Origin of the sequence: Embleya sp. NPDC005575 (assembly GCF_040605455.1) — a bacterium.
Taxonomy (GTDB): domain Bacteria; phylum Actinomycetota; class Actinomycetes; order Streptomycetales; family Streptomycetaceae; genus Embleya.
The window spans coordinates 42,917-65,167 of sequence record NZ_JBEXCV010000033.1 but is presented as its reverse complement, the minus strand read 5'-3'; the positions used below and the strand labels follow the sequence as shown (position 1 = coordinate 65,167).

The 22,251-nt window shown below is 72.9% G+C and carries 18 protein-coding genes; 7 read left to right on the top strand and 11 right to left on the bottom strand.

Going from position 1 to position 22,251, the window contains the following annotated elements:
* Nucleotides 1–523: 523 nt before the first annotated feature.
* From ABZS54_RS14415 to mraZ, 3 genes are all read right to left on the bottom strand, one after another.
* Nucleotides 524–1,105: a hypothetical protein gene (locus ABZS54_RS14415; protein ID WP_355534659.1), complete on the bottom strand. Its 582-nt coding sequence runs from the start codon at nucleotides 1,103–1,105 to the stop codon at nucleotides 524–526.
* Between the two features lie 28 nt (nucleotides 1,106–1,133).
* A complete protein-coding gene (rsmH, locus tag ABZS54_RS14410) occupies nucleotides 1,134–2,087 on the bottom strand; it encodes a 16S rRNA (cytosine(1402)-N(4))-methyltransferase RsmH (protein WP_355534657.1) in 954 nt (317 codons plus the stop codon).
* 249 nt (nucleotides 2,088–2,336) lie between these two features.
* The gene (gene mraZ, locus ABZS54_RS14405; protein ID WP_355534656.1) at nucleotides 2,337–2,777 is read right to left on the bottom strand and encodes a division/cell wall cluster transcriptional repressor MraZ; all 441 of its coding nucleotides are present in this window, start codon (nucleotides 2,775–2,777) and stop codon (nucleotides 2,337–2,339) included.
* 346 nt (nucleotides 2,778–3,123) lie between these two features.
* Here mraZ and ABZS54_RS14400 point away from each other — a divergent pair, with 346 nt between their 5' ends.
* The 4 genes from ABZS54_RS14400 to ABZS54_RS14385 all read left to right on the top strand — a co-directional run bounded on the left by ABZS54_RS14400 (nucleotide 3,124) and on the right by ABZS54_RS14385 (nucleotide 8,915).
* Nucleotides 3,124–3,648, top strand: a complete 525-nt coding sequence (locus ABZS54_RS14400) for a carbonic anhydrase (RefSeq protein WP_355534654.1) — start codon at nucleotides 3,124–3,126, stop codon at nucleotides 3,646–3,648.
* 248 nt (nucleotides 3,649–3,896) lie between these two features.
* Nucleotides 3,897–5,078 (top strand): MoxR family ATPase, encoded by a 1,182-nt coding sequence (locus ABZS54_RS14395; RefSeq protein WP_355534652.1) that lies wholly within the window; start codon nucleotides 3,897–3,899, stop codon nucleotides 5,076–5,078.
* A 1-nt stretch (nucleotide 5,079) separates the two neighbouring features.
* Nucleotides 5,080–6,483: a DUF58 domain-containing protein gene (locus tag ABZS54_RS14390; RefSeq protein WP_355534650.1), complete on the top strand. Its 1,404-nt coding sequence runs from the start codon at nucleotides 5,080–5,082 to the stop codon at nucleotides 6,481–6,483.
* A complete protein-coding gene (locus ABZS54_RS14385) occupies nucleotides 6,480–8,915 on the top strand; it encodes a transglutaminaseTgpA domain-containing protein (RefSeq protein ID WP_355534648.1) in 2,436 nt (811 codons plus the stop codon). Before ABZS54_RS14390 ends, ABZS54_RS14385 begins: the two co-directional genes overlap by 4 nt.
* Before the next feature lie 196 nt (nucleotides 8,916–9,111).
* Here the strand turns inward: ABZS54_RS14385 and ABZS54_RS14380 are convergent, their stop codons facing one another.
* From ABZS54_RS14380 to ABZS54_RS14355, 6 genes are all read right to left on the bottom strand, one after another.
* Nucleotides 9,112–9,504, bottom strand: coding sequence for a DUF3040 domain-containing protein (locus ABZS54_RS14380; RefSeq protein WP_026218737.1), 393 nt, complete (start codon nucleotides 9,502–9,504; stop codon nucleotides 9,112–9,114).
* Nucleotides 9,505–9,784: 280 nt separating this feature from the next.
* Nucleotides 9,785–10,993, bottom strand: coding sequence for a DNA polymerase IV (dinB, locus tag ABZS54_RS14375; protein WP_355534646.1), 1,209 nt, complete (start codon nucleotides 10,991–10,993; stop codon nucleotides 9,785–9,787).
* 39 nt (nucleotides 10,994–11,032) lie between these two features.
* Nucleotides 11,033–11,797, bottom strand: a complete 765-nt coding sequence (locus tag ABZS54_RS14370; protein WP_355534645.1) for a methyltransferase domain-containing protein — start codon at nucleotides 11,795–11,797, stop codon at nucleotides 11,033–11,035.
* Nucleotides 11,798–11,849: 52 nt separating this feature from the next.
* On the bottom strand, nucleotides 11,850–15,314 hold the full coding sequence (dnaE, locus tag ABZS54_RS14365; RefSeq protein ID WP_355534643.1) for a DNA polymerase III subunit alpha: 3,465 nt from the start codon (nucleotides 15,312–15,314) through the stop codon (nucleotides 11,850–11,852).
* Nucleotides 15,315–15,324: 10 nt separating this feature from the next.
* Entirely contained in the window at nucleotides 15,325–15,783 is a 459-nt protein-coding gene (locus tag ABZS54_RS14360; RefSeq protein WP_355534665.1) for an SAV_6107 family HEPN domain-containing protein, read from the bottom strand.
* 61 nt (nucleotides 15,784–15,844) lie between these two features.
* Nucleotides 15,845–16,132, bottom strand: coding sequence for a DUF6504 family protein (locus ABZS54_RS14355; RefSeq protein WP_355534641.1), 288 nt, complete (start codon nucleotides 16,130–16,132; stop codon nucleotides 15,845–15,847).
* A gap of 327 nt (nucleotides 16,133–16,459) precedes the next feature.
* Between ABZS54_RS14355 and ABZS54_RS14350 the strand changes: the two genes are divergently transcribed.
* Both ABZS54_RS14350 and ABZS54_RS14345 read left to right on the top strand, forming a co-directional pair.
* Nucleotides 16,460–17,326 carry a pyridoxal-phosphate dependent enzyme gene (locus ABZS54_RS14350; protein ID WP_355534639.1) on the top strand — a complete coding sequence of 289 codons (867 nt, stop codon included), beginning with the start codon at nucleotides 16,460–16,462 and terminating at the stop codon, nucleotides 17,324–17,326.
* A 479-nt stretch (nucleotides 17,327–17,805) separates the two neighbouring features.
* A complete protein-coding gene (locus ABZS54_RS14345; protein ID WP_355534637.1) occupies nucleotides 17,806–19,293 on the top strand; it encodes an FAD-dependent oxidoreductase in 1,488 nt (495 codons plus the stop codon).
* A gap of 25 nt (nucleotides 19,294–19,318) precedes the next feature.
* Here the strand turns inward: ABZS54_RS14345 and ABZS54_RS14340 are convergent, their stop codons facing one another.
* Nucleotides 19,319–19,612: a hypothetical protein gene (locus ABZS54_RS14340; protein WP_355534635.1), complete on the bottom strand. Its 294-nt coding sequence runs from the start codon at nucleotides 19,610–19,612 to the stop codon at nucleotides 19,319–19,321.
* Nucleotides 19,613–19,695: 83 nt separating this feature from the next.
* Nucleotides 19,696–20,673, bottom strand: coding sequence for a methylenetetrahydrofolate reductase [NAD(P)H] (gene metF, locus ABZS54_RS14335; protein WP_355534633.1), 978 nt, complete (start codon nucleotides 20,671–20,673; stop codon nucleotides 19,696–19,698).
* Nucleotides 20,674–20,817: 144 nt separating this feature from the next.
* Here metF and ABZS54_RS14330 point away from each other — a divergent pair, with 144 nt between their 5' ends.
* Nucleotides 20,818–21,909: a polyprenyl synthetase family protein gene (locus tag ABZS54_RS14330; RefSeq protein ID WP_355534631.1), complete on the top strand. Its 1,092-nt coding sequence runs from the start codon at nucleotides 20,818–20,820 to the stop codon at nucleotides 21,907–21,909.
* The last annotated feature ends 342 nt before the right edge of the window (nucleotides 21,910–22,251 follow it).

Below are 22,251 nucleotides of genomic sequence, written 5' to 3'. Positions count from 1 at the left end.
GCCGGGCGGGCGGGCGGGGCCGGCGGTCCGAGGACGCGGCCGGGTCGGCGCCACGCTCCCGGCGGGCCCGGCCGGCCGAACGCGGCTCGTCGGGATCACGCGGATCGCGGGGGTCACGGCGTCCGTCGGTCACGCGAGGTCCCTTCACTTGGACTGGGCAGCACCCGAATTCGGCGGCACGCCGCACCCGGCGACGCATACGTACAACGAGCGAGCGAACGAACGGCGCCGATCCGACCGCCCCCGTCCCGCCCCGAACCGCAGACCCGCCCGATCGGCGGCACCATCCGGTCCGACCCGACAGGCGACATCACCCGAGCCCGATCGACCGGCGATACCGACGACACCCGAACCCGCCCGAAGGACCGCACCGCGCAGCCACCCCCCTCGCATGCCGAGCCGCGCCGGCGGGTGATGTGGCCGAAGTGGTCAAAATCGAGCGGTCGGACCCCGATGCCGGCCGACCCGCCGAGCCGAGTGGATCGGTCGCCGGGGTAGGCGGACCGATCGGCGGCGAACACCGTCAACGGGTCGCTTCCAGCGGCGGCGCGCCGGAAGTCGGCGGGACCGGGGTCGCCGAGGCGGTGTTCTCCGGCGTGCCGGAAGCACCGGGCAGGCCGGGGCCGGCCGTCCCCGCCGAGTCCGGGCCGGCCGGAGCCGGTGCGCCCGGACCGCCACCGGCCGCCTGCGGTGCCGCGGGGGTGGGCGGCGCCGAGGTCGCGGGTGCCTCGGGTACCAGCGGCGGCTTGGATGTGGCTGCCTTCGGGACGCCGAGCACGCGCCCGGTCGCCGGGTCGATGAACACCGGACTGCCGCCCGGGACCAGGCCCAACTCCTGAGCGCGTCGCGCGAGTTCGCCCGGGGCGGCCTTGGCGTCCAGATCTCGCTGGAGCGCCTCCCGGTCGTCGGTGAGCTGCTCCTGGCGCTTTTGCAGCCGGCCCAGTTCGAACGAGCCCTGGTTGAGCGCGGTGTTGAGCAACAGCAGGGACAGCAGACCACCACCGAGCAGGCCGACCACGAGCACCACGAACGGGGTCCGCGTCGAACCCTTGGCCTGATGCGCGGCCAGCCGGATCCGGGTCATCGTCCTCGCCGCGCCACTCATCCCCGGCTCCCCCGTCCGCCGCGTCGATTCACAGGTCTTCCCGCACCCGTTCCGCCGCCCTCAGCCGCACCGAGGCCGCGCGCGGGTTGTCCGCGTTCTCCTGCTCGCTCGCTTTCTCCGAGCCGCGGGTGAGCAGCTTGAGCCGGGGCTGCAGATCCTCCGGGACCACCGGCAGGTCCGGCGGCGCCTTGCTCTGGGCGCCGGCCGCGAGCACGCGCTTGGTCATCCGGTCCTCCAGCGAGTGGTAGGACATCACCACGATCCGCCCGCGCAACGCCAGCGCCCGCACCGCCGCAGGCAACGCACGCTCCAGGACCGCGAGTTCGCCATTGACTTCGATACGCAGCGCCTGGAACGTGCGCTTGGACGGATTGCCGCCGGTACGCCGCGTGGCGGCCGGGATCGCGGTACGCACGATGTCGACCAGCCGCGCGCTGTTGGTGAACGGCTCCTTTTCCCGCTCGCGCACGATCGCGTCGGCGACCCGGCGGGCGAACCGCTCCTCGCCGAAGTCGCGCAGGATCCGGGCCAGGTCGCCGGCGGTGTAGCTGTTGAGGATGTCGGCCGCGGTGATGCCCACCGTCGGGTCCATCCGCATGTCCAGCGGCGCGTCCTGCGCGTAGGCGAAGCCGCGATCGGCCCGGTCCAGTTGCAGCGAGGAGACGCCGAGGTCGAACAGGATGCCGTCGATCCGCTCGATGCCGAGCCGGTCGAGCACCTGCGGCAGTTCGTCGTACACCGCGTGCACCAGCGTGGCGCGCTCGCCGAAGGCCGCCAGTCGGGCGCCGGAGCGCTCCAGCGCCTCGGGGTCGCGGTCCAGGCCGATCAGCCGCACCTCGGGGAAGGCCGTCAACAGGGCTTCGCTGTGCCCGCCCATCCCGAGTGTCGCGTCCACCACGACCGCTCCGGGCGCGCGCAGCGCGGGGGCGAGCAGTTCGACGCACCGTTCCAGCAGGACCGGAATGTGGGCGGGCGCCGTCACGGCCCCTCCACCATCGTCGCGTTCACTCCGGGCCCTTCGTCGTGCGGAAACCCGCAGTCTAGAGGCTTGGGCGCGACCGACCCGGAGAACATGCCGCCAGGTCCCCGCCCGCTCGTCTGGGGAAGTGACCTCTGGCACCGGGGAAGGAGTGCCAGAAAGCTCGGAGCGGGTGGAGACCTCGCCGCAGGTGCGCCAGGGTCGAGATCGCGTTTCGGGAGAGTATCGCGGCACCGGGCGTCGCCGCCTCGGTCACAGCAGGCCGGGCAGCACCTCCTCGGACAGCTCGGCGAAGGACTGCTCCTGCTCCGCGAGGTAAGCGTGCCAGGTCTTCGCCGCCCACAGCTCGACCCGGGTGTTGGTCCCGATGACGACGCAGTCGCGGCTGTCCCGGTCGAGCCCGGCGTAGTCCCGCAGCGGTTGCGGCACCAGCACTCGCCCCTGCTTGTCGGGGACCGCGTCGGAGGCGCCCGCGTAGAAGACGCGCGTGTAGTCCCGGGCGGCCTTCGAGGTCACCGGCGCCTTGCCCAGGTGTTCGGCGATCCGGGTGAACTCCGCGATGGGCCACACATAGAGGCAGCGTTCCTGCCCCTTTGTGATCACAAGGCCCTCCGCCAGCTCGTCCCGAAACCGGGCCGGCAGGATCAGCCGACCTTTTTCGTCCAACCGGGGCTCGTATGTGCCCAGAAACACCGAGCACCTCCGGCCGCCGCGTGGAGCGTCGGCTCCACTTCCCGCCACTCTACTCCACCAAACCCCACGGTCAACCCTTTTCGGGCACGTCACTCTGTCTCCAGTTTTGATAAATGCCCAGGTCAGAAGGGGTATCTCAAAAGGACCACCCGATTGCACGCCCCCCGCACGCCACTCCCCCGCATCGGGCGCGGGTTTTCGCCTCCACGTCATTGGGCTCTCAGTACGAATCTCCCATTACGGGATTGGCACCCATAGACCCGAAATAGTGATGAGCCCACCACTCTTCGGCAGTGTGACTCCCCCCACGAGGCGGAACGCGGCCCGGGTCGCTAACGTCCTGACCATGGTTGATCGTCTTGTCGCCGCCAATCGGCACTACGCGAAGAACTACCGCGATCCCGGCATGTCCGCGATGCCGGTCCGCCACACCGCAGTTGTCACCTGCATGGACGCCCGCCTCGACGTGCACGCGATGCTCGGGCTCGAACTCGGTGACACGCACGTGATCCGCAACGCCGGCGGCGTGGTCACCGACGACGTGGTGCGTTCGCTGACGATCAGTCAGCGACACCTGGGCACCACGCAGGTCGTGCTGATCCACCACACCCAGTGCGGCATGCTCACGGTGACCGAGGACTTCCGCCGCGAACTCGAGGCCGACACCGGCCTGCGCCCGCAGTGGGCGGTCGAGGCGTTCGTCGATCTCGACGGCGACGTGCGCCAGTCGATGAACCGGGTGCGCAGGTCACCGTTCCTGCTGCACAACAACACGGTGCGCGGATTCGTATACGACGTCACCACGGGCCTGTTGCGCGAGGTTTTCCCCCTCCCGGACGTGCAACCGGAAGACGCCCCCGAGCAGTCCTAGGGTCCGTCGCCCCAACCTTGCCGACCCGGATTCCGGCTCGACACGGCACTATCGAGGACACCGACCCGTCTCGGCCGAGCCATTTTCTGCCGACCGGATCGTCCCCATGGCGCGTCGACTACCCTCCGGAGTCGCACGGTGCGTCGTCCGGGCCGTCCAACGGGGTGACGGCAGCGCACGCTACCGGGAGAATCGGCCTGTGGCCCTGACCCAGGGCGCGCACAACGCGGTTCCAGGGAGGGGCACGGGTGTCGACGTTCAACGATCAGGCCGGTCTGGGGGATCTGACGGTCACCACCGATCGGATCCGCGGGGCCATGGAGACCGTGATCGAGGGCAAGCCCGAGGTCGTTCGCCTCGCCTTGACCGTATTGCTGGCCGAGGGTCACCTGCTCGTCGAGGACGTTCCCGGAGTCGGCAAGACGATGCTGGCGAAGGCCCTCGCGCGCTCGGTCGATTGCCGGATGCGCCGAGTGCAGTTCACCCCGGACCTGCTCCCCTCGGACATCACCGGGGTCAGCGTCTTCGACCAGGAGAAGCGCGAGTTCGAGTTCAAGCCCGGCGCGATCTTCGCGAACATCGTGGTCGGCGACGAAATCAACCGGGCCTCGCCCAAGACCCAGTCCGCGCTCCTGGAGTGCATGGCCGAGCGTCAGGTCACCGTCGACGGCACCACCTACGAACTGCAGGCGCCGTTCATGGTGATCGCGACGCAGAACCCGGTGGAGATGGAGGGAACGTATCCTCTCCCCGAGGCGCAGCGAGACCGGTTCATGGCCCGGGTCTCGATGGGCTACCCCGCCGCGGACGCCGAACTGAGGATGATCGGCGGCCACAGCGCGGGCTCGCCGCTGACCGACCTGACCCCGGTCGCCGACGCCGAGGATCTGGTCCGGCTCGCGGATGCCGTACGCCGGGTGCACGTGTCCCCGGCCGTCGCGCGCTACGCGGTCGACCTGGTCAACGCCACCCGCCGCTCCCCCGAACTGCGCCTGGGCGCCTCCCCGCGTGCGACCCTGCACCTGGTCCGCGCCTCCCGCGCGGCGGCGGCCCTGGACAACCGCGACTACGTCCTCCCGGACGACCTGCAGACGCTGGCCGTCGCGGTGCTCGCGCACCGGTTGCTGCCGACCGCCGACGCGCAGATGGCCCGACGCACCCCGGAACAGATCGTCACCGACATCGTCCGCCAGGTCCCGGTCCCCGGCTCCCCGACCGGACAGGTCCCGCCGGTCCAGGGTCGGGTCGGCGCACCGCAGGCCGTCCAGGCCCCGCCCGCGCCGCCGGCCCACATGCCCTACCCCGGCGGCGTCCCGCAGCACAACGGCGGCCGGCCCTACCCGACCCAGGCACCCACCGCGCACCAGGGCTACGCGCCGGTGCCGTCCGACGGCCGCCTCGGCGGCACGGGCTCCGGGACGGCGCGCTGACGTGCGTACCGCCCTATCCGGCCTGACGACGCGGGGGCGGTCCTTCCTCGCGGCGGGGGTCGCCGCGAGCATCTGCGCGGTGATCCTGGGCCAACGTGACCTGTTGCGGGTCGGTTTCCTGCTCACCGCGCTGCCCCTGGTGTCGGTGCTGATCGTCGCCCGCACCCGGCACCTGGTCACCAGCGCCCGGGCCCTGGAGCCGCCCCGGGTAGCGGCCGGTCACGAGTCCCAGGTGCGGCTGCGCGTGGACAACGTCTCGCGCATCCCCACCGGCCTGCTGATGCTGGAGGACCACGTGCCGTATGTGCTCGGCTCGCGGCCCCGGTTCGTGCTCGATCGGATCGAGCCGCACGGCAGCCGGCACGTGTCCTACCGGGTCCGCTCGGACCTGCGCGGGCGCTTCCCGGTCGGGCCGCTGCGGCTGCGGATGGCCGACCCGTTCGGGATGTGCGAGCTGACCCGATCCTTCGCCGCGCGGGACACCCTGGTGGTCACCCCCGCGGTGCAGCCGCTGCCCGCGGTGGACCTGGGCGGCGAATGGACCGGGTACGGCGACAGCCACGCCCGCAACGTGTCCGCGTCCGGCGAGGAGGACGTGGTCCCGCGCGAGTACCGACACGGCGACGACGTACGCCGCGTGCACTGGCGCTCCACCGCCCGCCGCGGCGAACTCATGGTGCGCCGCGAGGAACAGGCCTGGCAGAACCGGGCCACCGTACTGATCGACACCCGCGCGGGCGCGCACGTGGGCGACGGTCCGGCCTCGTCCTTCGAGTGGGTCGTCTCGGCCGCCGCCTCGGTGGGCGTGCACCTGTGCCGCCGCGGCTACACCACCCGGCTGCTCGACGCCGAGGGCGACGCACTGGCCGGCGATCTGGAGGGGATCCGGGCCGCGCCCGGTGACCTGGAGGGCTTCCTGCTGGACGCACTGGCCGTGGTGGAGACCGTGCCGGTGCTCGCCCTCGACCAGGCCGAGCCCGCGCTGCGCGACCCGAACGGCGGCGGGCTGACCGTCGCCGTGCTCGGCGCGCTGACCGAGGACGACGTCAAGCGGCTCGGCCGGGCCCGGCACCGCTCCGGTCGCGGGGTCGCGGTCGTTTTGGACGTGAGCACGTGGGGCCGGGTGCCCGGCGCGTTGGCGCACGACAACGCGGTGGCCCTGCTGCGCCAGGCCGGCTGGCGGGTACTGTCCGCCCGGGCCGGCTCGCGGTTGTCCGAACTGTGGCGCTCGGCCGGCCGGGTGGGCGACCCCGCCGCCGCCGGCTCGGTGTCCTTCGCCGGCGCCTCGCAAACGAGTGCTCCCGCCGCGCCCGCGGCGAACACCGGCTCCTCGACCCCGCCGCCGCGCCCGCGCGCGGCGCCCACGGTCGGGGGCGGCACCGTCGATGGAGGGGGAAGGTCATGACCGGTCGGCTGCGCCTGGCCCTGGTCGCGGGACTCGCGACCGCGCTGACGTCGTCCTCGCTGCTCCCGCTGGTCGACGCGGGCGGTTGGATCGCCCAGGGCCTGGGCGCGATCCTCCTGGTCGCCCTGGTCGGCGAGGGCACCCGACGCATCCGGGTGCCGCGCCCGGTCGTGGGGCTGACCCAACTCGCCGCGCTGGTGCCCTACCTGCTGCTGGTCTGCGTGCCGGACGCCAGCGGCCCGGTCCCCACGCCGAGCAGCGTCGACGCGTTCGTGAACCTGCTGCGGGTGGGCGGGCAGGACATCCGCGAGTTCACCACCCCCGCGCCGGCCTCGCCCGGGATCGTCGCGATCCTGCTGTTGGTGATGGGCGGCATGGCCGTACTCGTGGACCTGATCGCGGTCACCTACGCCCAGGCCGCCCCCGCGGGCCTGCCGCTGCTCGCGCTCTACAGCGTGCCCGCGGCGCTGTCCCGGTCCGGACTGGGCTGGGTGATCTTCCTGATCGCGGCGCTGGCCTATGTGCTGCTGCTGCTCGCGGAGGGTCGTGAGCGGCTGCTGCGCTGGGGCCGCCCGCTGACCCCGCCGGGGCCGCCCGGCCATCCACCGCTGCGCCAGTACCGCCCACCCGCCCGCGGCGGCGGCCGGATCGGCCTGACCGCACTCGCGGTGGCCGTGGCGGTCCCGGCGCTGATCCCGCTCAGCGCCAACCGACTGATCGACAAGAACGACAACGGGCCGCGGGCGCACCGGCTGACCACGATCAACCCCGTGGTCAAGCTCTCCGACGAGCTGAATCGGGCGGAGAACGTCGAGCTGATGCGCTACCGCACCAACGCGGCCACACCGGGCTCGATCTACCTGCGGATCTCCTCACTGGACCGCTTCGACGGCCGCAGCTGGCAGCCCTCGGAGCGGCAACTGACGGACGTACCACGCGAGTTCCCCAAGGCCGCCGGGCTGGACGCGGCGGTGCGCACCACCGAGGTGACCACCCGGATCGAGGCCAACGACGGCTACCGACAGGGTTCGCTGCCGATGCCCTACCCGGCGTCGCAGGTCCAGGTGAAGGGCAACTGGCGGTTCGAGCCCGAGGGACGGCTGCTGCTCGGCGACAACAAGCAGGACACCCGGAGCCTGGGCTGGACGGTGACCAGCCTCGACGTCGAGCCGACCCCCGCGCAGCTCAAGGCCGCCCCACCGCCGCCGCCCTCGCTCGCGCCGTACGTGTCGCTGCCGCTGCCGGCCGACATGGTGAACCGGATCCGCCAACAGGCACTGCGAATCGGCGGGAACGGCACCCCCTACGACCGGGCCCGCAACCTGGAGGAGTGGTTCGCCCGGTCCAACCAGTTCCGCTACGACACCAAGGTCCCGCAGGGCAACGGCGCCTCCGCCCTGGAGAACTTCCTGGAGCAAAAGGTCGGCTACTGCGAGCAGTTCTCGTCGGCGATGGCGGTGATGGCCCGCACGCTGGGCATCCCGGCCCGGGTCGCGGTCGGCTTCATCCCCGGCACGCTGCAGACCGACCTGACCTACAAGGTCAGCAGCCACGACGCACACGCGTGGCCGGAGCTCTACTTCTCCGGAGCGGGCTGGATCCGCTTCGAGCCGACCCCCTCGCGGGGCAACTCGCCCTCCTACGCTCAGCAGGACGTCGCGCCGGTCGCGCCCTCCCTGTCGCCGGGCAGCGCGGGCGAACTGCCCACGAAGCAGCCGCAGACCGCGCAGAGCGTGGCGCCCTCGGCATCCGCGAGCACCGCGCCGGTCACCGCCGGCGGCTCCTCGGACGAGCCCTGGTTCTCCGGTCGGGCGCTGCTGATCGGCTCCGGGATCGCGCTGGTCGTGCTGCTCGCGGCGGCGCCGATGCTGACCCGGGGCCGGATCAGGGGTCGCCGACTCGCCGCGCTGACCCGAAACATGGCGGCGGACGGGGCGGACACCGAACCCGGTGATCGCGCCGGGCCGGTGCTCGGCGGCTGGGCCGAGGTGCTGGACACCGCCCGCGACCTGGGCCATCCGGCGCCGGGCGCGGAGACCCCGCGGCAGGCGGCCGAGCGGTTGCTGCGCGTGCTCTCCGATCAATCGGAGGCAGCGGACGGCGACGCCGCGAACCCCGAATCCGCCGCGGTGCTCGCCGCCCGCGAGGCGCTGCCGCGCGTCGCACTGGCCACCGAGCGATTGTTGTACGCACAGGTCCCGCCGACCCGGCAACCGGGCCTGGGCGAGGACGTACGGGCGGTCCGCAAGGGCCTGCTCGACCAGGCCGGGCGCAGCCGTCGACTGCGCGCGAGGGTGCTCCCGTCCTCGCTGCGCCGCCGGGGCCGACCGAGCCTGGCCGAACGCCGGTACGCGTTCGTCGAGCGGATCCGACCGCGCCGACGCCGGGGCGACGGCCCCGGGCCCACCGCCAAGCCGGTCGACATCGGCTGAGCGCGGCGGCGCCCGAACCGAGGAAAACGCCGGTGGCGGTGACTCCCGAGATTCTCGGAAGTCATCGCCACCGGCGTTCGTATGTACACCCGAATCGCTCACCCGGATGGGTGGATGCTTATCGGACCCGGGTCCGCCCGTCGGCCGGGCGGCGGCCGGGTCTCCCCCGCCGCGTCGCCCGGATCGTCCCGAAGGGTCAGCCGCCGTTTTCCTCGCGCCGACGGCGCCAGCGGTCCTCGATGCGGTTCATCACCTTGGCCTTGCGCCGGCGCGGTGCGCGCCCGGGAGCGCCACCGCCTTCGCCCGCGTTGGCCGTAGCGGGTCCCCGGCGCCAGCCGGTGACCGCGAGGAGCGCCCCACCGAGCATCGCCAGAAAGCCGATGACGCTCACCCAGATCTGCTGAACCATCATGCCGGTCATCAACAGGACGATGCCGAGCAGGAATCCGAGGATTGCCTGAACGGTGCGTCGCCGGGTGTGCCGGCGCATGCCGGCTGCTTCGAGCGCTGTCGCGAATTTGGGATCTTCGGCGTAGAGCGCTCGCTCCATCTGCTCAAGCATGCGCTGCTCGTGCTCTGAGAGCGGCACGGCGTCCTCCTTCGTCGGCCGCGACGCGACCTTGCGGCCCTTTCAGGATAGGCAGGTAATCGCTGTCGTGAAAGCCACCCTCGGCACGGGCTCGAAGCCTGCTCCAAGATGATGGGTCACCACATCGATTCCCGCCCCTGTCGACACTCCTGCCCTGTCCGGCGCACGCTCATGTCCCCCGGTCAGGGCTTCGATGATATGCGGCCGGAGCGGGTTCGCGCCGAGGGGCGGGGCCACGCGGGTCACAGTCGTGGACCGATCGTGGCCGGCGGGCTTCGACTCAGCGCCCGAAACGCCCGCGCGACCGGGGCCCGGGGGTGAGCAGCGTGGCCGAGGTCAGTGCCGCGTCGCCGAACCGGCCGCGCACCGCGTCGGCCGCCCGCTCCGCCTCGCGCCGACCCAGAACCCGTTCCCCGAGCGCCAGTTGGCGCGGATGGGCGCCGCCGACCAGGCCCTCCACCCGGATGCCCACCAGCCGCAGTCGGGCCCGTTCCAGGCCCAGCGCGCCGTGCAGGACGCAGGCCACGCCGTAGATCTCGTGGCCCACGTCGGTGGCCTCGCGCAGGGTCTTGGACCGGGTGAGGGTGCTGAAGTCGGCGAATCGGATCTTGATCGTGACCGTTCGCCCGGCCGCCTTCGCCCGACGCAGTCGGGTCGCGGTGCGGTGCGCGAGGTCGAGCAGAGTGCGGCGGATCACGTCCGGGTCGTCCACATCGGTGGGGAAGGTCTCCTCGGCACCGATACTGCGTTCGGGTTCCCACGGGATCACCGGACGCCGGTCCCGGCCCCACGCGAGTTCGTGCAGCCCGCGACCCGCGGCCGGGCCGAGCGCACGGCTCAGTGTCTCGACCGAGGTGTGGGCGACATCACCGATGGTGGCCAGGCCCAGGTCGGTAAGCAGCGCGCCGGTGCGTTCGCCGACTCCCCACAGTCGGTCCACCGGGAGCGGGTGCAGGAAGTCCACGACCTCCTCGGGGCGGATCACGCTCAGCCCGTCCGGCTTGGCCAGTGCGCCGGCCAGCTTGGCGGTGAACTTGTTGTCGGCGATCCCGACCGAGCAGGTGATGCCCTGCTCGTCGAGGATCCGGGCGCGGATGTTCTCGCCGACCGCCTCCGGCGGGCCGAGTCGGCGGGTGACACCCGCCAGGTCCAGGAACGCCTCGTCCAGCGACAGCGGCTCCACCCGCGGGGTGATCGAGCGGAGCACCTCCATGACGCCGCCGGAGACCAGCCCGTAGTCGTCGTGGTCCGGTGACAGGAACACCGCGTGCGGGGCGAGCCGGCGGGCCCGGGAGGTGGCCTGGCCGGCGTGTACACCCAGCGCGCGCACATCGTAGGTGGCGGAGAGCACCACCCCGCGCGGGCCCTGGCCGGCCACCACCAGGGGGGTGTTCCACAGCTCGGGGTTGCGACGGATCTCGACGGACGCGTAGAAGGCGTCCATGTCCACGTGCATGATCGCCGGCGCGCCGGATCGGGCGGTGCTCATCGGGCACCGCCCGTCCGGGCCAGGCGATCGGAGCGGGTCCTAGACCCCGCCCGCCGGCTTGCTCGCGAGCAGGTGCAACTGGGTGGCCAGAGCGCGGTACTCGGGCTGTTCGGCCGCGGCGCGCTCCAGGTCCAGGAGCGCGTCGAACGAGTTCGGATCGTCGACCAGGACGCCCGGGACCAGGTCGGCGAAGACCCGGATCGCGTGCACGGGGCCTGCCTCCAGGCCGGCCTTGGCGACCAGCGCGGTGAGGTCGGCGACGGTGAACCGGCGCGGCAGCGGATCGGCCGGGCCGTATCGGCCCTCGGGGTCGGCGAGCAGGTCGCGGGCCTGGTCGAAGTGCCCGGCGAGGGCACGGGCCAGGACCGCGCCGGTGCGGTTGGCCGCGAGCAGGCTGAGCGTGCCGCCGGTGCGCAGGGCGCGGACGATGTGGGCGAGGTCGGCCGAGGGGTCGTCGACCACCTCGAGCACGCCGTGGCACAGCACCACGTCGGCGGCGTCCGGCTCGACCACGTCGAACAGGCCGTGCGTGTCGCCCTGGTAGGCCCGGACCAGGTCGGTGACCCCGGCCTCGGCGGCCCGGCGTTCGAACGCGGCGAGCGCGTCCGGGCTGGGATCGACGACGGTGACCCGGTGGCCGAGTCGGGCGATGGGCACGGCGAGGTTGCCGGTGCCGCCGCCGGCGTCGAGCACGTCGAGCACGCTCCGCCCGGCCGCCTCGACCCGTCGGTCCAACGCCTCGCGCAGCACCTGCCACACGACGGCCGTACGCATCGAGCTGCGCCTGCGCGTCTGGTCGGACACGGACACCCTCCTCCGGAACTGGTCGGGTTCCACCTTAGGGCGTTGTGGGGAGTCATCCCGCGCTCCCGGGGCTGGCGTGCCAGAGCTTGCGTGGGGGTTGCTTGGTGGGGCCGCCGGCCGGGCGCAGGTCGGCGTACGGGGAGATCTTGAAGCCGCTCGTGTGCACCAGGACCCGGCGCGTGGCGGGTGCGGGGCCGGTGGGGGTCGACGCGGCCATCATCTCGTGTACGGCCGGGATGCCGCCGGTGCTCCACGCGTCGTACAGGCCGCCCAGCTCCCAGCAGCCGGTGGCCCGCAGCGACACGCCGCGCGGGCCGGTGCGCCGCAGCACGCCGCGCACGACGAGCAGCCAGGAATGGAACAGGGTGGCCGCGTACGGGTCCTGGGCGTCCTCGAAGAAGGTGGTGTCCACCGGTCCGGTGGCGTCGTCCAGGGTCAGAAAGATCACCCGGCGGCCGGTGCGGATCGGCGGGGTCTGGGTGGCCACCTTGACGCCGGCCACGAGCAGTTCGGCGCGGTTGCGCCGGCTCAGCAGGTCGCGGGCTCGGGTGATGCCCAGGTCGGCCAGGAACGGTGCGTAGAAGTCGAGCACGTGTTGGCCGGCGTCCAGGCCGAGGATGTCGAGTTCGGCGCGGACCCGCTCGACGGCGGTGAGCTCGGGCAGCCCGGTGCGCGGCGGCGTGTCGGGGGCCAGCCCGAGGTCGAGCTCGGCGCCGCCCCGGTGCCGCCCGGCACGGCCGAGCCGGTCCAGGTCGGCGAGGTGCAGCAGCAGGTCGCGGCGTGTGCTGGGGGCCGGGTGCACGGTGTCGAACGCGCCGACGGTGATCAGCCGCTCGGTGGTCGGGCGGGACGCGCCGCCGCGGGCTTTGAAGTCGACCAGGGACGCGTACGGGCGGTGCGCCAGCACGTGTGCGACCTCGTCGGCGCCGATGCCCTTGATCTCGGCCAGCGGGATCCGGATGCCGGGCGTGCCGTCGGCGGTGGGCTCGACCCGGTACACGTCGTCCGAGCGGTTGACGTCGACGCCCAGGATCGGCACGCCGAATTGGCGCGCGTCGTCCAGGATCAGCCGTTTGGGGTACATCCCCGGGTCGTGGGTGAGCACGCCGGCCAGGAACGCGGCGGTGTGGTGCGTCTTGAGCCACGCGGACTGGTAGGTGGGCACCGCGAACGCGGCGGCGTGCGCCTTGCAGAAGCCGAACGACGCGAATGCCTCCAGCACTTCCCAGATCTTGTCGATCACGGGAGCGGTGTAGCCGCGTGCCGCGGCCCGCTCGTACAGCCAGTCCCGGACGACCGGTTTCCGCTCGTGGCTGCCCAGCGCGCGCCGGGCCGCGTCGCCGCGGGCGAGATCGCAGCCGGTCGCGATGGAGATGATCCGGATCACCTGTTCGTGGAAGACCACGACGCCGCAGGTCTCGGCGAGCGCCTTCCGGAAGTCTTCGTGGATGTAGTACGGCTCGGCCCAGCCCTGACGGGCGGCCAGGAACGGGGTGACCATGTCGCTCTTGACCGGGCCGGGCCGGAACAGCGAGATGTCCACGATGATGTCCTCGAACGTCTCCGGGGCGAACTTGCCGATCAGTTCCCGCTGACCGGGCGATTCGATCTGGAAGCAGCCCAAGGTCCGCTTGGAGCGGATCAGCTCGAAGGTCGCGGGGTCGTCCTGCGGGACCGCGTCCAGGTCGGGGGCGGCGCCGTCGACGCGTTCGATCTCGGCCACCGCGTGGGCCATCGCGGACTGCATCCGCACGCCGAGCACGTCGAGCTTGAGCAGTCCGAGGTGTTCGACGTCCTCCTTGTCGAACTGGCTCATCGGGAAGCCCTGCGCGGAGGTCTCGACGGGGGTGCGGTCCAGCAGGGTGGGGTTGGAGAGCAGCACGCCGCACGGGTGCAGGGCGAGGTGCCGGGGCAGCCCGTCCAGGCGGGCGGCGAGGGCGAACAGGCCGTCCAGACCGCCGTCCTGGGCGAGTCGGCTCGCGCGCAGCTCGGGCAGGTCGCGCCGGGCCGCGCCGAGGTCGCGGGCCCGGATGTGCGGGAACGCCTTGGCCAGTTCGTCGATCTCACCGGCGGCCAGGCCCAGCGCCGCGCCGACGTCGCGGATGGCGTGTCGGGCGCGGTAGGTCTCGGCCATCGACACACACGCGCAGCGCTCGGGGCCGAAGACCTCCATGATTCGCCGGTACACGTCGGTGCGGCGGGCGGACTCCACGTCGACGTCGATGTCGGGCAGGGCGGCGCGCCGGTCCGAGACGAATCGCTCCATCAGCAGACCGTGCCGCAGCGGGTCCACCCCGGAGATGCCGAGCAGGTGGTTGACCAGGCTGCCCGCACCGGAGCCGCGGGCCGCGCAGCGCACGCCCATCTCCCGGATCAGGTCGACCACGCCGGCCACGGTCAGGAAGTAGGACGGCAGGCCGAGCCGGCCGATCAGCGCGAGTTCGTCGTCCAGGCGGGTGCGGGCCTCGGCGGTGGGGGCGATCCCGCGCAGGCCCAGGCCAGCCTCGCAGCGGGCGCGCAGTTCGGCGGCGGCTCGGCTCGCCGGGACGCCGAGCACCTCCGGCTCGGGGTAGAACACGCTGCCGATGCCGAGGTCCTCGGCCGGGTCCAGGACCAGACCGTCGGCGAGGGCCCGGGTGGCGTCGAGCAGCGCGGCGGCGGTACCGCGGCCGGCCAGGCAGGTGATCTCGGCGGCGACGGCGACCATGTCGAGGGTGGGCTTGAGGTATTCCTCGGAGCCGGTGCGGGTGAGGTGGTGCCGGCCCAGCGGGACCAGTCGGCGGGCCGCGTCGAGCACGTCGGCGACCACGGCGTCCTCGCGGTCGGCGTAGCGCACCGCGTTGGTGAGCACGGCGGGCACCCGGTGGGCATCCGCCAGGAGCAACATCCGGGCCGCGTGGGCGGCCGAGCGGGCCCGGCCGAGCGGCGCCAGATGGCATACCAGTTCGACGAAGAAGGCATCTTGGGCCAGCGCGGTCCGGGCTCGGGTGAGCAGCCGCTCGGCGCGTGCGCACTCGTCGGCGGCGACCGCCCGCCCGATCTCCGAGTCGGGTCCGGCCAGCACCACCACGGCGCCGTCGGTCGCGGCGAGCGCGTCCCACGTGGTCACCGGGTTGGCCCGGTCGCGCCGGTGCGCGTCGCTGATCAGCCGGCACAGCGCGCCCCAGCCGGCCTTGCCCCGGGCGAGCACGGTGATCCGGGGATGGCCGGGGTCGGTGAACGCGCCGCCGCGCGCCGGGGTGCGTCGACGCCGGCCCGCCTCGGCGGCGGCCGGTTCGGCGGGCAGCACCGCGAGCTCGGCGCCCAGGATCGGCCGGATGCCCGCCGCGACACATCCGCGGGCGAACGCGACGGCGCCGTAGACCCCGTCCCGATCGGTCAGCGCGAGCGTGTCCAGACCGTGTTCGACCGCGCGCTCGATCAGCGTGCGCGGGTGCGCGACGCCGTAGCGCATCGAATGCCCGGACGCGACGTGCAGGTGGACGAACGGGCGGTTCGATCGACTCGGTCGGTTCATGGTGGTGCGTTCAATCGATAGGAGGGGGTGGGGCCGGGATCGGGGGCAGCGCGAGCAGTCGCACCACCAGGCGGAAGAAGCTCTCCACGTCGCGGATCAGGTCGTCCGCCTCGCGGCCGGTGACCGCGCCGGGCAGCCCGGCCTCGGCTGCGGCACGCTTGCGGGCGCCGGACGCGAAGAAGGCCGCCCACTCGGTCAGCTCGGGCGCCACCTTCGGCAGCAGCTCCCATGCGCTGCGCGGGGCCCGCCGGCGACGGCCCGGGCGCTCGTCGTCGGCCTGTGCCCGGGCGGCCAGCACGGCTGCGGCCACCCGCAGCGCGGCCAGGTGGGCGGTGGCGTACCGCTCCGCGGCGTCGTGGTTGACGGCGGCCTCGGTGAGCCCGCGCCGGGCCTGGGTCAGCAGATCGAGCGCGCCGCGCGGGGCGGACGACCAGCGCACGGGCGCCCGGCGGATCGGCGGCTCGGGTATGTGGGCGGACTGGTTCCAACTCGCGCTCGCACTCACACTCGCGCTCACGGCAGTCACCTCCTCAATCGGCGGTCCGCGCCAGCGTCCAGGTCCCGGCGCCGGCGTCCAGGCTGAGGTCGTACACACCCAACGGCGCGCTGCGGCCGGCCCCGGCCTCCACGCGCCACACCTCGCGCTCCCCCGTCGCCACCACGGCGGTCCGCGAGCGCGCGTGCTGCCACCACTCGCCGGTCTCCACCCAGTGACCGAGCACCTCCCGGACCACGTAGAGCCGGTCGTGCCACAGGAACCGCGCGGGATCCCCACCACTGCGCAGCACCTCCACCGGGTCGGTGTGCAGGCGCGTCATACAGCTCCTCCTCTGCCGAGGCCGGGAGCCGCGATGCGCTTCCCCACGCACCGCAGCCCCAGGCTGCCCATCCGCTTGCCCCGTACCGTTCGAGTCGAACTCTTTCTTCGAACAAAAGTTCGATCTCGTTTGCCAGTAAAGCTCTCTCCTCCACCCACGTCAACGTCATTGCCGCAGTCCCGGGCGAACCGTCGTGTTCGAGTGATGTTCGAGCATGTTCGAGTCCACCGGGCCGGTCGTCGAGAGCGGGTCGCTCCCCACGCTTTCCACCGTGACAGGCGACACCGACACCACCGGGGACCAACCGGACGTGCCACCCTTGTCCGGGTGCGCCCATGTCTGCCCTCCCCGCTGCACGAGCTGTGCGATCCCCGACTGACCGCCCTCGGCCTGCGCCTCGCGCTCAAGCGGGACGACCTGATCCACCCCGAGGTGTCGGGCAACAAGTGGCGCAAGCTGAAGCACAACCTGACGGCGGCCCGCGGGCAGGGGCAGCGCACGCTGTTGACCTTCGGTGGCGCGTACTCCAACCACCTGCGGGCCACCGCCGCGGCCGGCCACGCGCTCGGACTGGCCACGGTGGGCGTGGTGCGCGGTGAGGAGCTCGCCGATCGCCCGCTCAACCCGTCGCTCGCCTTCGCCGTCGAACACGGCATGCGGCTGGTGTTCGTGGACCGCGCCACCTACCGCGCCAAACACACCCCGCAGGTGCTCGATCGGCTGCTCGCCGAGCACGGGCCCGCGTACGTACTCCCGGAGGGCGGCAGCAACGAGGCCGCCGTGCGCGGCTGCGCGGAACTGCCCGCCGAGCTCGGCGACGACTTCGACGTGGTCTGCGTCGCGGTGGGCACCGGCGGCACACTGGCCGGCATCGCGGCGGGCCTGCCGCCCGGGCGGCGCGCGATCGGCTTCGCGGCGCTGGGGGGCGGCTTCCTCGCCGACGAGGTGGCCGACCTCCAGCGGCGCACATACGGCGCGCCGACCGACAACTGGCACGTGGAGCACGGCTTCCACCACGGCGGCTACGCCCGCCGCGGCCCGGAGCTGGACACGTTCCTCGCCGACTTCGCGGCCCGGCACGACTTCGCGCCCGAGCCGATCTACGTCGGCAAGATGTTGTTCGGTCTGTTCGCCCTCGCCGAGCGCGGCACGTTCGACCCGGGCACCCGGCTGATCGCGGTGGTCACCGGCTGATCCCGACCTCGGCGGGTCGTCGGCCGGCGCCGGCCCCGCCGGCCCCCATCGGCAGAGCCGGCCCCGACGACCCCCGGCCGGCCGGCCCATCGGGACCGGCGCCCCTCGCGCCGATCCCGATGACGTCGCGCCCCGCCGTTCCCCCGAACGGCGCTCCCCCGAGACTCCCGTGGGCGCTTCCCCGTGCCCACCACTGTGCCGGGTCGGCCCGGGCGGCGAACATCCGTACGGATACTCAGAAGCGGGCCCGAGTATCGCCGTCCATATCCGTCTTGATCACGATTTCCGACCCGGGTTGCATTCGATGGAAAGAAATTTTCCTCGCGCGTACAACCCTCTGCCCGGGTCGCGAGTCTTACCAATCGTGACCCGCTGGGGGGTGGGCCCGTGGACCGTGGGGAGCGGTCGCGGGAAGGTGAGGGGGATCAGGCCCGGGGGGCGGGCCTGATCCCCCTCACCTGCATATACGCTGTGCCACCGTGGCACGCATCGTGGTTGTCGGCGCAGGTATGGGTGGATTGGCGGTGGCCGCTCGGCTGGCCACGCTTCGGCACGAGGTGACGATCTGCGAACGGTCCTCCTCGACCGGCGGGGCGTCCGGGTCGATCGTCCGGGACGGCTTCACCTTCACCACCGGCCCGGGGCTGCTCACGCTGCCGGCCGTCTATCGCGACCTGTTCCTCAAGACCGGCGCTGCGATCGAGGACGTCGTGGACCTGGTCCCGGTCACCACCCCCACCCGGGAGTCCTTCGCCGCCGCGAACGGGCCGCGCACCGTCGTCGACATCCCCAACGCGTCCCGGTCCGGGACGCACGACGCGTTCGAGTCCGGCTTCGGGCCCGGTGCGGGCGACGACTGGCAGCGGCTGCTGCACCGGGCCGGCGAGATGTGGGGCATCACCCGCAAGACCTTCTTCGAGGCGCCGCTCCTGGCCGATCCGGCCGGGCGGGCCGAGCGGCTGCGCAGCGCGGGCGGGCGGGCCGACCTGCGCACCACCGCGCCCTGGCGCTCGTTGCGCTCGCTCGGTCGGGCCCACCTGAGCGACCCGCGGCTGCGCGCCCATCTCGAACGCTTCGCCGTCGAGGCGGGCTGCCACCCCGGCAAGGCGCCCGCGACGCTGGCCACGCTGCCGTATCTGGAGGAGACCTTCGGGGTGTGGTGGGTGCGCGGGGGCCTGCACCGGATGACCGAGGCGCTGCACGCGCGCTGTGTGCAGCGGAAGGTGAAGGTGCGCACCGACACCGCGGTGACCGCGATCGAACGCGCGGGCGGGCGGGTGTCCGGCGTGCTGTTCGCCGACGGCGGCCGGCTCGACGCCGACATCGTGATCACCGACCTGCCGATCGACCCCGGGGCCGCCGGGTTGTTGCCGGGCCCGAAGGCTCCGGCGGCCGGCCGGGTGCCGGCCTCCTCGGCAATGCTCGAACTGCATCTCGCGCTGCGCGGTCGCACCCCGGGGACACCGCACCGCACCTATTTGTTCGCGGACGACCCCGGGCGCGAACCGGACGCGTTGTTCGCCGACCGGGCGACGCCGCCGGCCGATCCCACGCTGTGCGTATTGGCCCCGGACGACGAGACGCTGGCCCCCGAGGGACACAGCGCGTGGACGGTACAGCTGCGCGTGCCCCGACACGGCCCGATGGACTGGGATGCGGCCGCCGGGCGGGACGGCTTTTCGGCGACCGTGCTCGACCTGCTCGCCCGCCGCGGCCTGGACGTGCGCGACCGGGTGTTGTGGTCGGTGCTGCGCACCCCCGCCGACCTGGCCGGGCAGACCGGCGCCCCGGGCGGCGAGGTGCCGGGCGCGGGTGCCGACGGTCCGCGCAACGCGCCGCGCCGAGTGCCGAACCGGTCGGCCGTACCGGGCCTGTTCTCGGTCGGTGCGAGCGCCCACCCGGGCGGTGGTCTGACCCGGGTCGGTATGTCCGCGGCACTGGTGGCGGAGCTGATCGGGCGCGCGTAGTTCCAGGGCCGGTCCGGCAGTGTCCTCAGCGGGCCTTGGCCCGGCGGCCCTTCGGGCGGCGGCCGCTGACCGTCCAGCCGTGGTGGTACGCCTTGCGCACATAGCGCGTGGTCAGGAACTGGCCGACCGCGAAGCAGAACACCCCGATGCCGACCACCACCGGGTTCTTGATGCCCACGCCCACGGCCACGCCGATGAAGCCGACGAAGGCGAGCACCCGGTAGCGAAACGGTGCGCCGTGCTGCCACAGCACCTCGGTCAGCAGCCACAGTCCGATCGGCACGAACAGGATGTAGAGCACCACCAGGCCGATCTGCACGGTCGATCCCTTCGTTACCGGCGCGTTGCCTCACCCTAGCGCTGCGGCATCGGAGGATGAACCGTCGTCGGGAACCAACCGAATCAGCCGGCTTGGCCCAATCCTTCGCCCGCGGCCACGCCCGAGCCGTTGTTCGGCCCTTCGCCCGATCGTTCGTGCAGTCCGAGGTTCTGGTAGATCTCGGTGGTCGCCGTGGATCGGTTGAGGGTGATGAAGTGCAGCCCCGGCGCGCCCTCGGCGAGCAGTCGCTCGGACATCCGGGTCGCGAACTCCGCGCCGATCGCGCGCACCGCCGCCCGGTCGTCCGCGGCCGCCTCGACCGCCGCCGCCAAATCGGCCGGCACCGAGCAGCCGCTCAGCTCGTTCGCCCGCACCAGCGTGGTCGGGCTGGTGACCGGCATCACCTCGGGAATGATCGGGATGTCGCACCCGGCCGCCGCGACCCGGTCGCGCAGCCGCAGGTAGTCCTCGACCCGGAAGAACATCTGGGTGATCGCGTAGTCGGCGCCCGCGCGGCACTTGGCCACGAAGTGCCGGATGTCCTCGTCCCAGCTCGCCGAGCGCGGGTGCATCTCCGGGAACGCGGCCACACCCACGCAGAAGTCGCCGGACGCGCGCAGCAGCTCCACCAGCTCACTCGCGTACGTGAAGCCGTCCGGGTGGGCGACCCACTCGCCCTTCACATCGCCCGGCGGGTCGCCGCGCAGCGCGAGCACGTTACGCACGCCCGCGTCGGCGTACTGCCCGATGATGTTGCGCAGCTCGGCGCGCGAGTGCCCGACCGCGGTGAGGTGCCCCACCGGGGTGAGCGTGGTCTCGGTGGCGATCCGCTCGGTGGTGTCCACGGTCAGCCCCCGGCTGGAGCCGCCGGCGCCATAGGTGACCGAGACGAAGGTCGGCGCGAGCGCCTCGACCCGACGGATGGCGTCCCACAGGGTGCGGGTGCCCTGCTCCGTCCTGGGTGGCATGAACTCGAACGAGAAGGACCGGGTGCCGTTCGCGAGCAGATCGCGAATGGCCGGGGTTCGACTGATGCGAGTGGATGCGGCACCGAGAGACATGTACGCAGGCTATCGGGCGGTCGTACCCGCGAGAACGGCTTCCCACAAGGCGAGACGACCGGACTGCTCCGGATGGCCGAGTGGGCCGCAAGTTAGGCTTCCTCGTATTTCCCCATCGTTTCATCGTCCTCGACGGAAGACTCCATGGCTGCCGATTCCTTCCCCGTACACCCCCTGGACCGGGATGGGCTGCGGCAGCGCATCAATGCCGCGCTCGGCGAGTTCATGGACCGCCAGGCCGAGGTGCTCGCCGAGGTGGGCGAGGGCATGGTCCCGGTCACCGAGGCACTGAACGACTTCGTGCTCGACGGCGGCAAGCGGCTGCGACCCGGCTTCTGCTACTGGGGATGGCGCGGCATCGCGGGCCCGGCGGCACCGGACGAGGCGATCGTGCGCGCGGCCACCGCGCTGGAGTTGCTCCAGGCCAGCGCACTGATCCACGACGACCTGATGGACAGCAGCGACACCCGGCGCGGCAAGCCCGCCGTGCACCGGCGGTTCCAGGGCCTGCACGGGACGAGCGGCTGGGTCGGCTCGGGCGAGTCGTTCGGCTCCGCTGCGGCCATCCTGCTCGGCGACCTGTGTCTGTCCTGGTGTGACGAGATGTTCGGCGCGAGCGGGGTGGAGGACCGGGCGCTGCGGGCGGCCAAGCCGTTGTTCGACGTGATGCGCACCGAGGTGATGGCGGGTCAGTACCTCGACGTGCTGGAGCAGGCGATGGGCGGCGGCTCGGTCGAGCGCTCACGGCGCGTGATGCGATTCAAGTCCGCCAAGTACACGATCGAGCGCCCCCTGCACGTGGGCGCCGCGCTGGCCGGCGCCGACGAGGCCGCGTTGGCCGCCTACTCCGCGTACGGGCTGCCGCTGGGTGAGGCGTTCCAGCTGCGTGACGACGTGCTCGGCGTCTTCGGCGATCCCGAACGGACCGGCAAGCCCGCCGGGGACGACCTGCGGGAGGGCAAGCGGACCGTACTGCTCGCGCTCGCCGGCGAGCGGGCCTCCCGCGCCCAGGCCGAGGTGCTGGACACGCTGCTCGGGGATCCGGGACTGAGCGACATCGGCGTCAAGGAACTGCGCGTGGTGATCGAGGACACCGGCGCCCTCGCCGATGTCGAGACGATGATCACCGAACTGACCGAGCGGGCCCTCTCGGCCCTGGCCGGCGCGCCGATCGCCGAGGACGCGCGCGAAGTGCTGCGCGAGTTGGCCGACGCCGCCACCGTGCGCAGCGTCTAGCCGGGCGTCCGAGGGCGGGCCGGCGACAACGAACGGCGGGCCGGCCGGCGCGGACCGGGGCTGCTGCGACTCGGCCGGCCGCCCCCGGGCGGGATGGGGGCCGTGTGTCTGGTCGGCGTGGAACAGCGCCTGTGGCGGGTTGCGGCCGACCAGGTAGATCCCGCCGATCATCGCGGCGAGCACGAGCAGTGGGAACAGCAGCGCACCGCCGCCGTCCGATGCCGGGCCCGCGTGCCTGGGTCGGGGCGCGGGGCGTTCGGCGGCGGTGAGCCGGGGGCCGGGGATCAGCGGCGTTGTCGCGGGGTGCGGCGGGTCGTGGTCGCGGGCATCCTCTGCGGACCC

Excerpts from the sequence above, each read along its gene's own strand:
- ABZS54_RS14355 (WP_355534641.1), bottom strand. The coding sequence starts at position 16,132 with ATGACGCGCCTGCACACCGACCCGGTGGAGGTGCTGCGCAGTGGTGGG.
- ABZS54_RS14400 (WP_355534654.1), top strand. The coding sequence starts at position 3,124 with ATGGTTGATCGTCTTGTCGCCGCCAATCGGCACTACGCGAAGAACTAC.
- ABZS54_RS14385 (WP_355534648.1), top strand. The coding sequence starts at position 6,480 with ATGACCGGTCGGCTGCGCCTGGCCCTGGTCGCGGGACTCGCGACCGCG.
- metF (WP_355534633.1), bottom strand. The coding sequence starts at position 20,673 with ATGTCTCTCGGTGCCGCATCCACTCGCATCAGTCGAACCCCGGCCATT.
- dnaE (WP_355534643.1), bottom strand. The coding sequence starts at position 15,314 with ATGAACCGACCGAGTCGATCGAACCGCCCGTTCGTCCACCTGCACGTC.
- dinB (WP_355534646.1), bottom strand. The coding sequence starts at position 10,993 with ATGAGCACCGCCCGATCCGGCGCGCCGGCGATCATGCACGTGGACATG.
- ABZS54_RS14330 (WP_355534631.1), top strand. The coding sequence starts at position 20,818 with ATGGCTGCCGATTCCTTCCCCGTACACCCCCTGGACCGGGATGGGCTG.
- ABZS54_RS14415 (WP_355534659.1), bottom strand. The coding sequence starts at position 1,105 with ATGAGTGGCGCGGCGAGGACGATGACCCGGATCCGGCTGGCCGCGCAT.